The organism is Amorphus sp. MBR-141 (genome assembly GCF_053628695.1).
Genome location: NZ_JBRJGW010000052.1, coordinates 1 through 10521, shown reverse-complemented (window position 1 = coordinate 10521; position 10521 = coordinate 1). Strand labels below are relative to the sequence as shown.

At 64.5% G+C, this 10521-nt stretch carries 9 protein-coding genes; 1 reads left to right on the top strand and 8 read right to left on the bottom strand.

The genetic code is table 11. The features are described 5' to 3' along the window. Positions 1–176: 176 nt before the first annotated feature. The 8 genes from ACSSVZ_RS27280 to ACSSVZ_RS27245 form a co-directional block, all read right to left on the bottom strand. On the bottom strand, positions 177–638 hold the full coding sequence (locus ACSSVZ_RS27280; protein ID WP_453974017.1) for a CoxG family protein: 462 nt from the start codon (positions 636–638) through the stop codon (positions 177–179). Between the two features lie 143 nt (positions 639–781). Next, positions 782–1621 carry an XdhC family protein gene (locus ACSSVZ_RS27275; protein ID WP_453974016.1) on the bottom strand — a complete coding sequence of 280 codons (840 nt, stop codon included), beginning with the start codon at positions 1619–1621 and terminating at the stop codon, positions 782–784. Positions 1622–1632: 11 nt separating this feature from the next. Then, the gene (locus ACSSVZ_RS27270; RefSeq protein WP_453974018.1) at positions 1633–2817 is read right to left on the bottom strand and encodes a vWA domain-containing protein; all 1185 of its coding nucleotides are present in this window, start codon (positions 2815–2817) and stop codon (positions 1633–1635) included. Further along, the gene (locus ACSSVZ_RS27265) at positions 2817–3707 is read right to left on the bottom strand and encodes an AAA family ATPase (protein ID WP_453974015.1); all 891 of its coding nucleotides are present in this window, start codon (positions 3705–3707) and stop codon (positions 2817–2819) included. Before ACSSVZ_RS27265 ends, ACSSVZ_RS27270 begins: the two co-directional genes overlap by 1 nt. Positions 3708–3768: 61 nt before the next feature. Continuing rightward, a complete protein-coding gene (locus ACSSVZ_RS27260) occupies positions 3769–6189 on the bottom strand; it encodes an aerobic carbon-monoxide dehydrogenase large subunit (protein WP_306884677.1) in 2421 nt (806 codons plus the stop codon). Next, on the bottom strand, positions 6186–6677 hold the full coding sequence (locus tag ACSSVZ_RS27255; RefSeq protein ID WP_453974014.1) for a (2Fe-2S)-binding protein: 492 nt from the start codon (positions 6675–6677) through the stop codon (positions 6186–6188). Before ACSSVZ_RS27255 ends, ACSSVZ_RS27260 begins: the two co-directional genes overlap by 4 nt. 15 nt (positions 6678–6692) lie before the next feature. After that, the gene (locus ACSSVZ_RS27250) at positions 6693–7547 is read right to left on the bottom strand and encodes an FAD binding domain-containing protein (RefSeq protein WP_453974013.1); all 855 of its coding nucleotides are present in this window, start codon (positions 7545–7547) and stop codon (positions 6693–6695) included. A 169-nt stretch (positions 7548–7716) separates the two neighbouring features. Then, on the bottom strand, positions 7717–8946 hold the full coding sequence (locus ACSSVZ_RS27245) for an MHYT domain-containing protein (RefSeq protein ID WP_453974012.1): 1230 nt from the start codon (positions 8944–8946) through the stop codon (positions 7717–7719). 248 nt (positions 8947–9194) lie between these two features. Between ACSSVZ_RS27245 and ACSSVZ_RS27240 the strand changes: the two genes are divergently transcribed. Next, positions 9195–10342 (top strand): IS3 family transposase gene (locus ACSSVZ_RS27240; RefSeq protein ID WP_453974011.1). Its coding sequence is split into 2 segments (ribosomal slippage): positions 9195–9444 and positions 9444–10342, totalling 1149 coding nucleotides; the frame shifts between segments, so codons are not numbered across the junction. Positions 10343–10521 lie beyond the last annotated feature (179 nt).

The window sequence follows — 10521 nt, the reverse complement described above, 5'->3', positions numbered from 1 at the left end:
GCTAAATCCGAAATCCCCATAGCCCATCGCCTGGGGCCCGCGGGTTCCTTCCTCGGGGACTTTCGTACGCCTTTCGGCGCCCGAAACTCTTCACGAAAGCAGACTGGCAGGTCATGGATACCGGCACCATAAAGCCGCCATGCAATTGCGAGGAGGGCGCAAGAGGCTGACTCAGGTCAAACGCCGGCTTCAGCCGCTTGCGTTTCGACCTCCTCCTTGAACCTGGAGAAGAACTGTGCGGCCAGGCGGTTGGCCGTCGAGCTGATCAGCCGGCTTCCGAGCTGCGCGATTTTGCCGCCGACATCGGCTTTGGCCGTGTAGCGCAGGATGGTCGCCTCGCCATCTTCCTCCAGATCAACGTCGGCTCCGCCCTTCGCATAGCCCGCGACGCCGCCGCTCCCCTCGCCGGAGAGGACGAAATGGTCCGGCGCCCGGCTCTTGTCCAGCGTGACGTCGCCCGAGAACTTCGCCTTCACCGGCCCGACTTTCAGCGCCACCTTGGCGGTGAGCTCCGTATCGGAATGCTTGAACAGCTCTTCGCAGCCGGGAATGCAGTCTTTGAGAATATCGGGATCGTTGAGCGCCGCATAAACCCGGTCACGCGGGGCTTCGATACGGACTTCGTCTTTCATTTCCATGATTGGGCTCCTCTCCTATCCACAGCACGGACCGCGGACCAGCATGGCCTGCACGGCCAGGTTCTGTTCTTGCGCGCGCTGCTCTGCGGTTCTCCTATCCGGCCGGGTGCGGAAGAGACGCGTGACTAAGCCGAGTGGGATCTTCATGACGGCTCCACCTGTATTGCCGCGTCGCGCAACGCGCGTCTGCGCGTCTGGACGATCTCGGACAGGATCGAGAGCGCGATTTCGTCCGGCGTGATCGCGCCGATATCCAGGCCGGCCGGCGCCTTCACCGCGGCCAGCCGGGTCTCGTCAACGCCTTTGCCGCGCAGCTTGTCCGTTAGCGCCGCTGCCTTGGCCTTCGATCCGACGAAGGAGACATAGGCGCACGAGACGGAGACGGCGGCGCTCATCGCCGCCTCGTCGCCGCGGCCCTGCGTCGATACGACCACGAACTTCCCGCGCGTATAGGCCGTCTCGACCATGAAGCCGTCGATGCGTGCGTCGGCCCGGTCAAAGGCAGCCTGCTCGGGCTCCGGGGCGCAGACCGTCACATGGAAGCCGAAACGCGGCGCGATGTCGGCGAGGGCCACGGCAACCGGGCTCGACCCGAGAATGACGATCCCGGGCGCCGGCAGAACGGGCTCGATGAAGACGTCCATCGTTCCCTTGCTGGGACACATGTTGCGGGCGAAGCGGATGCCCTCTTTTTCGGCGCCGGCGGTGACGCCGAGCCCCGTGAGCAGGTCCTCAGGCTGGACGGAAACGAAACGCGGCTTGCCGTCTTCCAGCGCCTCGCGCGCCGCCTTGAGCACGGCGCCACGCGCGCAGCCACCGCCGATCCAGCCCTCCATGATCGTCCCGTCGGCGCGGATGATCGCCTTCGCCCCGGCCTTTGCGGCGGTTGCCGCGACGGTGCGCACGACGGTCGCCAGGGCGAAGGACTCGCCGGCATTGGTCAGGTCGGCCGCCTGTTTGAGAATGTCCGGTTTCTGTCCCATCGTCACCACGCTCACAAGCGGTTCAGCCAGGGTTCGAGTGCCGCAAGGTCGTCCAGCGTGTTCGCCGCGGCGAAATGGTCGAGATGCGGCAGGGCTGCGGCCATGCCGCGCGCCACCGGCTCGTAGCCGTCCCAGCCCCTCAGCGGATTGAGCCAGACGATACGGGCTCCGCGCCGCCTCAGCCGCGCGAGCTCCTGCGCCAGGATCTCCGGCGGATCGGTGTCGTAACCGTCCGAAAGGATGATCACCACGCTGCGCCCGTTGACCGACTGCGCCGCATGCTGCGCGTTGAACTGCTTCAGGTTGGCGCCGATTTTCGTGCCGCCACCGAAACCCTGCGCCATGATAGACAGCCGGTTCACCGCCCGCATCGTGTCGCTGTCCCTGAGCGCGTCGGATATGCGCACGAGCTGCGTGTGGAAGAGATAGGCGTCGGTGCGATGATCGGCCGACACCAGCCCTTTCAGGAAGGCGAGAAAGACCCGCGCATAGACCGTCATCGAACCGGAGACATCCAGAAGCGCCACGATGTTGACCGGCCGATCGGGCCGGGCCTTGCGGAAAAGCTCGATCGGTTCGCCGCCGCGCTGGACGCTTCTGCGCAGGATCTTGCGCATGTCCAGAGCCTCACCGCGCGACGCGGCCTTGAACCGGCGCGAGCGCCGGTCGCGCATGCTGCGTGCGATCGCTTCGGCCACGCGCTCCGCCCGCTGCAGGTCCTCCGGCGTCATCAGCTTGCGCAGGTCCGTCTTCTCGATGGAGCGCGTCGTCGAGGCTACGAGCCGCCCGGTGCCCGTGCCGGTCGATGCCGCCTCGGTGTCATCGTCCGGCGTGTCCGCCTCGCCCTCCTCGTCGCTGGCGCCGGAGGCCATGCGGTAGGTCCGGCCGCTGTCGGCCGAGGCATTGCGGCTGGAATGCGTGGCGGCGGTGCCGTCGCGTTTGCGCCCGCGGTTCAGCCAATAGGCATCGAAGAGATCGTCAAACCTGCCATTGGCGTCGGCATCACCGGTGCACACCGCTTTGAGCGCCAGCCGCACGTCCGCCATGCGGCTTGCATCCACCACGCCAAGCGCCGCGAGCGCGGTCTCCGTTTCGGGAAGTCCGGCGGGGATGCCGTTCATGCGCAGATGCGCCGCGAAACCGGAGAGGCGCTCCGCTGGCCCTGTCGCGCGTTGCGGGAACCGGGTGACCTGCATCACGCCGCCCTTCCGACGAGGCGCTGCTGCACTTCCTTCGGGACCGCTGCACGGTCGCGCTCGGTCTTCAGGAGACAGACGAGCGTCGCCTGCGTCTGTTCGGGATCGTCGGCGAGATCGTTGACGCCGAGGCCGCCGAGCGCCGCCGCCCAGTCGAGCATCTCGGCAATGCCGGGTTTCTTCTCCAGCTCTTCCTTGCGAAGCGCCTGCACGAAACCGACGATCTGCTCGGCGAGCCGAGCTTCGAGTTCGGGCGCGCGCGCCTGCAGGATCGCCATCTCCGTCCGCCGGTCCGGATAGTCGACGAAACTGTAGAGGCAGCGGCGGCGCAAGGCGTCCGACAGGTCGCGTGCGCCATTGGCGGTCAGGACGACATGCGGTCGCGACCGAGCGGGGACAGTCCCGATCTCGGGAATGGTGATCTGGAAATCGGACAGGACCTCCAGAAGATAGGCCTCGAATTCCTCGTCCGCCCGGTCGATCTCATCGATCAGCAGGACCGCGGGCGTCTCCTGCCGGATCGCCTCGAGAAGCGGCCGTTGCAAGAGGAACTTCTCGGAGAAGACGTGATCCTCCATCTCGGTCGACGGCTTCTGCTCTTCCGCCGCGGCCCGTATCGCAAGAAGCTGGCGCTGGTAGTTCCACTCGTAGATGGCGTGCGAAGCGTCGAGCCCCTCGTAACACTGCAGCCGGATCAGCTTCGTGGACTGCAGCTCCGACAGCGACTTGGCGACCTGCGTCTTGCCGACGCCGGCCGGCCCCTCGAGCAGCAGCGGCTTTCCGAGGGTCACAGCCAGGAAAAGCGCCATCGCGAGATCATCGGACGCGACATAGCCGGTATCGGCGAGGTCGGCCTGCAACTGTTGCCAGGACGTTTGGTGCCGGGACATTGTTCAAGCTCCGGAGACATCCGGGCCGGAGGCCCGGATGTCGTCTGGTTGTTCGCCGCGATCAGCCGTGCAGCCCGAGATCATGGGCGATCTTCCAGATGCGCCAATGATCGTGAGGCATGTGTGCCTGAACGAGGCCGAACGGCCGGAACGCGTCATGCACCGCGTTGGAGAAGGCCGGTACGCCGCCGACATTCGGGCTCTCGCCGACACCCTTGGCGCCGATCGGATGGTGCGGGCTCGGCGTCACCGTATGATCGGTCGTGTAATGCGGCGTCTCCCACGCGGTCGGGATGAAGAAGTCCATCAGCGTGCCGGTCTTCACGTTGCCGATCTCGTCGTAGGCAATCTCCTGACCCATCGCGATCGCCAACGCTTCCGTCACGCCGCCATGCACCTGCCCCTCGATGATCATCGGGTTGATGCGCGTGCCGCAATCGTCCAGCGCGTAGAACTGCCGGATGCTCCACTCGCCCGTATCGGCGTCGATCTCCATGACGCAGATATAGGCGCCGAAGGGATAGGTCATGTTCGGCGGATCGTAGTAGCTGACCGCCTCGAGACCGGGTTCGACGCCGGGGATCGCCTGATTGTAGGACGCGAAGGCGATTTCCTTCATCGTCTTGAACCGTTCCGGCGCGCCCTTCACCACGAACCGGTCGACGTCCCATTCGACGTCGTCGTCGTGGACTTCCAGCAGGTAGGCCGCGATCATCTGCGCCTTGGCGCGGATCTTGCGGCCGGCCATCGCGGTCGCCGCACCGGCAACGGGCGTCGAGCGCGAGCCGTAGGTGCCGAGACCGTAAGGCGCTGTGTCGGTATCGCCTTCCTCGATGGTGATGTCGTCGGCCGGAATGCCGGTCTCGGAGGCAAGGATCTGCGCGAAGGTGGTGGCATGTCCCTGGCCCTGGCTGATCGTGCCGAGCCGCGCGATCGCCGAACCCGTCGGGTGGATGCGGATCTCGCAGCTATCGAACATGCCGAGGCCGAGAATGTCGCAGTTCTTGACCGGGCCGGCGCCGACGATCTCGGTGAAGAACGTCAGCCCGATGCCGAGAAGCTTGCGGGTCTCGCCGCGCTTGAAGGCTTCGACCCGTTCGGCCTGCTCCTTGCGCAGATCGTCGTATCCGACGGCCTTCAGCGCCTTGTCCCAGGCCGGCTGATAGTTGCCGGAGTCATACTCCCAGCCAAGCGCCGACCGGTAGGGGAACTGGTCGGCCTTAATGAAGTTCTTTGCCCTGAGTTCCGCGGCATCCATGCCGAGCTTGATGGCGAGAACCTCGATCATCCGCTCGATGAAATAGGCCGCCTCCGTTACCCGGAACGAGCAACGATAGGCCACGCCGCCGGGCGCCTTGTTCGTGTAGACGCCGTCGACCGCGAGATAGGCCGTCGGAATGTCGTAGGACCCGGTGCAGATGTTGAAGAAGCCGGCCGGGAACTTGGTCGGATCGGCGCAGGCGTCGAACGCGCCGTGATCCGCCGTCACGTGGCACCACAGGCCGGTGATCTTGCCGTCCTTCGTGGCGGCGATCTTGCCCTGCATCCAGTAGTCGCGGGCAAAGGCCGTCGCCATCAGATTGTCCATCCGGTCCTCGACCCATTTCACCGGGACGCCGGTGACGATCGACGCGACGATCGAGCAGATGTAGCCCGGATAGACGCCGACCTTGTTGCCGAACCCGCCGCCGATATCCGGCGAGATGATGCGGATGTTGTGCTCGGCGATGCCGGAGATGAGCGAGGCGACAGTGCGCACGGCATGTGGCGCCTGGAAGGTGCCATGCACCGTCAGCTTGCCGTTGACCTTGTCCATCGAGGCGACGCAGCCGCAGGTCTCGAGCGGGCACGGATGGGTCCGATGGTAGTAGATCATCTCCTCGGCGACGACGTCAGCCGAACCGATGACGGTATCGGTCGCTTCCTTGTCGCCCTGCTCCCAGGTGAAGATATGGTTATGGTGCCGGCGCGGCCCGTGCGCCCCTTCCATGTTGCCGTCGAGGTCCTCGCGCAGCACCGGTGCGTCGTCGGCCTGGGCCTTGAACGGATCGGTGACGACGGGAAGCTCCTCGTAGTCGACCTCGATAAGCTCGACCGCATCGGCCGCGATATAGCGGTCCTCGGCAACGACGAAGGCGACTTCCTGCCCCTGGAACAGAACCTTGCCGTCGGCCAGGACCATCTGCTTGTCGCCGGCGAGCGTCGGCATCCAGTGCAGGCCCAGCGGCGCGAGGTCTTCGGCCGTCAGCACGGCGACGACCCCGGGCAGCGCCTTGGCGGCCTCCGCGTCGATCGACTTGATGCGCGCGTGGGCATAGGGGCTGCGGACGAAATCGCCGAACAGCATGCCGGGTAGTTTCAGGTCGTCGACATAGTTTCCCTTGCCTTGTGTGAACCGGGCATCCTCGACGCGCTTGCGTTCCGAGCCCAGCCCCTTGAGAGCGGCGGCGCGTTCGGCTGTGGGAGGGCTCATCTCGTTCATTGTGCGGCCTCCTTGACGGCGTTGAGTTCAGCGGCGGAGGCAAGCACCGCCTTGACGATGTTCTGGTAGCCGGTGCAGCGGCACAGGTTGCCGGACATGCCGAAGCGCACGTCCTCCTCGCTCGGGTCGGGGTTTTCCTGCAGCAGGCGATAGGCGCGGGTGATCATGCCCGGCGTGCAGAAGCCGCACTGCAGCCCGTGATGCTCCTTGAACATCTGCTGCAGCACATGCAGGCCATCGGGCGTGCCGAGTCCCTCGATCGTGGTCACGTCGGCGCCGTTCGCCTGCGCCGCGAAGACAGTGCAGGACTTGACCGATTTGCCGTCCATATCGACCGTGCAGGCGCCGCAATGCGACGTCTCGCATCCGATGTGCGGACCGGTTACGCCCAGTTTCTCGCGCAACACGTGAATCAGCAGTTCGCGCGGCTCGACAAGCAGTTCCTCCTGCTTGCCGTTGACCGTCAGCTTGAAGTGCATCTTGTCCATTGGTGTTTCCTCCCCTCAGGCGCGCGACGCGGCGCGCTCGATCGCCCGGCGCAGCATGATCCCGGCGACATGTCTCTTGAACTCCACGGGCCCGCGATTGTCGGCCTGCGGATCGATGGCCTCCTGCATGGCAGCGACCGCCGCATCGAGCGCCGACGCGTCGAGGGTCGACCCGATCAACGCATCGATGGCACCCTGGCAGTAGACGGGAACGTCGGAGAGGTTGGTCATCGCAACAGAGGCGGCGGAGCAGGAGCTGCCGTCCTTCTCTATGAGGACCGCCGCCGCCGCAGTGGCGTAGTCGCCGATCTTGCGCTTCTGCTTTTCGTAGGCGTAACCGCCCTGCGTCGCCGGGAACCGGATGGCGACGAGCAGTTCGTCATCCTCGCGGGCGGTGAAGTAGGCCGCCTCGTAGAATTCACGCGCCGCGACGTCGCGGGTGCCGTTGGGGCCCGTCAGCACAAAGGTCGCGTCGAGGCACTGCATCAGAGCCGGCATGTCGTTGCCGGGATCGCCATTCGCGACATTGCCACCGATCGTGCCGACATAGCGCACCTGTGGATCGGCGATCTGCAGCGACGCTTCGCGAATGATGGGAGCCGCCTGGGCGAGTGGCTCGCTCGCGATCAGTTCATGCTGAGTGACCATCGCACCGATGGTGACCGTGCTGCTGTCGACGGTGATGCCTTTCAGGTCGCCTATGGCCTGAAGATCGACCACATGAGCCAGGTCGGCCATGCGCAGCTTCATCAGCGGAATGAGGCTGTGGCCCCCCGCCACCGCCCGTGCTTCGTCGCCATACTTGGCGAGAATGGCAACCGCGTCATCGACGGACTCCGGCCGATGATAGTGGAAACTGCCAGGTATCATTTTTTTCCTCCCGTCGCGGAGACAGCCGGCCCCACCCAGCGTCCCGCACGGGGAACGTTACGAGGCTCCCATGGCCATGCGAGGTCAAAGCCATCGCGAGCGCAGCGCATTTCACGAAGTGCGATTTATCCGCACGAAATGCGAAATCGGGGAGATTTGACCTGCGGCGCTACAGGCCGAGCGCTTCGCGGACGCCGGCGACATGGCCGCGGCTCACGGGCGCGAACTTGAGCGATTGGACGCCGTCGAAATGGCAGGAGCCGTTGTCCTTGTGGCGCTCGAACGCGGTCACGTGCTGCAGGTTGACGAGATAGCTTCGATGCGTTCGCAGAAAAAGCATCTGTGGCAGCCGTCTTTCCGCTTCCGAGATCGACCACGGGCAGAACAGCATCTCGTCGCGGGTGTAGAGCACGGTGTAGTGCCCCTCGGCGCGCAGCGCGATCACCCGCTCGGCGGGAATGAAGCAGGTTCGCTTGTCCCGCTCATAGGGGATGCGCGGCGCTTCCACATGCGGCACGAAGGTGGCAGCCAGGCTCTCTTCCGGGCGAGGGGCGTCTCCACCCGCAGCGGCCCCGGCCAGAGCCGCGGTTGGCGCGCCCGCGGTGACCGGCTTGCTGAAACCGGTGAACACGTAACTGGTGGAGGCGAGGAGAAACGTCCCACAGATCACGAACGCCGAGAGCATCACGAGCAGCGCCAGCGTGCCGTTCTCGATCTGCGGCATCGTTCCGACGAGCGATCCCGATATCTGGAACGACGTCCACGCGATGGCGACGAAATGCACCACCACCACGGATGCACCGAAGATGACCGTCGACGCGAGGATATGGGCCGTGTTCCGCCTGGCGTAAGCAAGCCCAATGGCCAAGATCCCCATCAGGGTCGCCACGGCGATCGACAGGACAATGCCGACCGGCTCATAAAGGGTCAGGCAGCCGCGCAGGGCCGACATGCCGACATAGTGCATCACCACGATGCCGTTGCCGAGAATGGCGCCGGCAACGACCTGGTTGATCCAGGTCCGCGACGCAAAATGCAGGATCAACAATGCCGTCCCGGCCATCAGGATCGCGATAAGCGCGGAGCCGAGCGTGTAGATCACGTCGTAATCGATCGGCAACGGGAACCGCATCGCCAGAATCGCGACGAAATGCATCGACCAGATGCCGCCGCCAAGGGCGAGCGCGGCCATGACGATCCGGATCTTGCGCAGCCCCTCGGGCAGCGCCGAAATGCCTTTGGTGAGCGTCAGCCCCGTGAACGAGGCCATCATCGAGACGAGCACCGATGCCGCCACCAGCAGGTAATCGTAAGCAGGGGTAATCATCGCGGTGCGGGACGGCTCCTCCAACCCGGATCCCAGACCCACAACTTTAGCCCTGCGATCCGACGGAGTCACCTCCGGAAGTGCTGAGTCCTGGCGGGTGGTTCATGAATACTGGATCGGCGGAGCGCGATCAGGCTGACACATGAAGCGCAATACGATCGAACCCATTTCGCACGCGCCGCCTGAACACAATCGAGGACGATCTGCCAAGCCACATGAAGTCTGACCCTATCTGCCACAATAAAAAAGTATGAGTCAGTGGCCTGGTGCTGGTTTCGTGGACACCGAGATAAGGTGTTTGACGGAACTGGAGAGTGGGAATGCGAAGAAGGAAGTTCAGCCGCGAGTTCAAGCTTGAGGCAGTGAGACTGGTGAAGGATCGGGGCGTTGCGGTGGCGCAGGCGGCCCGTGATCTTGATCTGCACGAGAACGTGCTGCGCAAATGGATCCGGGAGCTCGGCGCCGATCCGCAGCATGCCTTTCCCGGCCACGGACAGATGAAGCCGGAGCAGCAGGAGATCGACCGGCTGCGCAAGGAAGTCGCGAAGTTGAAGGCGGAGCGCGACATCCTAAAAAAGGCCGCAGCCTTCTTCGCGAGGGAAGCGACATGAGGTTCGCCTTCATTGCGAAGCACCGTTCGATCTGGCCGGTGGCATGGCTGTGCGAGGCGCTGGATGTCTCCCGCTCGGGCTTCCATGCCTGGCTCAACCGCAGCCCCAGCGCCCGCTCCCGGCAGGACGAGGTGCTGGTTACGGCGATCGACCGGAGCTTCAAGAGCAGCGACCGCACCTATGGTGCTCGACGCGTCTGGCATGATGTGTTGGCCGAAGGGCTGTCCTGCGGCCTGCATCGTATCGAGAGGCTCATGCGCCAGAACGGACTGCGGGCCCGGCCGCGCCGTCGTGGACTGCCGAAGGATACCGGCGAGCGAGCCGCGGTGTCAGACAATCTCCTCGACCGCGCCTTCGAGGCATCGGCTCCGAACCAGAAGTGGATCGCCGACTTTACCTACATCTGGACCGCCGAAGGTTGGCTCTACGTTGCCGCCGTCGTCGACCTGTTCTCCAGGCGTGTCGTCGGCTGGGCGATGAAGGCCGAGATGACGGCACAGCTCGTCACCGACGCGCTCATCATGGCGATCTGGAGACGAGGCAGGCCGGACAGCCTGCTGCATCATTCCGACCAAGGCAGCCAATATACGAGCGAGCAGTTCCAACGCCTGATGACCGACCATGGCATCACCTGTTCGATGAGCAGGTCGGGCAACGTCTGGGACAATGCTGCGATGGAGAGCTTCTTCTCGTCGCTCAAGACCGAGCGGACAGCCCGCAAGGTCTACAGAACGAGGAATGACGCCAGGGCAGACGTGTTCGATTACATCGAGCGCTTCTACAACCCTCGGAGAAGGCACTCGACTCTCGGCTATCTCAGCCCGGTCGAGTTCGAGGAGAAAGCTATGTTAGCTTAACCTCGTGTCCGAAAAACCGGCACCAGGCCACAGTGAAGCGCTTTCTCTTAAGGAAAGGTCGTGCACAACTGGCCTGCCCCCTGAAAAGTTCTCTAATCGCATTGGTCAAGCTGGTTGATCGGGCTTTGCGCCCACGCCGGGTTCATGGTTCTCTCCGCGGTCGGTCTCGGTGGACCGCC

Coding starts and splice junctions, on each gene's coding strand:
- ACSSVZ_RS27265 (WP_453974015.1), bottom strand. CDS start 3,707: ATGTCCCGGCACCAAACGTCCTGGCAACAGTTGCAGGCCGACCTCGCC.
- ACSSVZ_RS27270 (WP_453974018.1), bottom strand. CDS start 2,817: ATGCAGGTCACCCGGTTCCCGCAACGCGCGACAGGGCCAGCGGAGCGC.
- ACSSVZ_RS27275 (WP_453974016.1), bottom strand. CDS start 1,621: ATGGGACAGAAACCGGACATTCTCAAACAGGCGGCCGACCTGACCAAT.
- ACSSVZ_RS27250 (WP_453974013.1), bottom strand. CDS start 7,547: ATGATACCTGGCAGTTTCCACTATCATCGGCCGGAGTCCGTCGATGAC.
- ACSSVZ_RS27280 (WP_453974017.1), bottom strand. CDS start 638: ATGGAAATGAAAGACGAAGTCCGTATCGAAGCCCCGCGTGACCGGGTT.
- ACSSVZ_RS27255 (WP_453974014.1), bottom strand. CDS start 6,677: ATGGACAAGATGCACTTCAAGCTGACGGTCAACGGCAAGCAGGAGGAA.
- ACSSVZ_RS27260 (WP_306884677.1), bottom strand. CDS start 6,189: ATGAACGAGATGAGCCCTCCCACAGCCGAACGCGCCGCCGCTCTCAAG.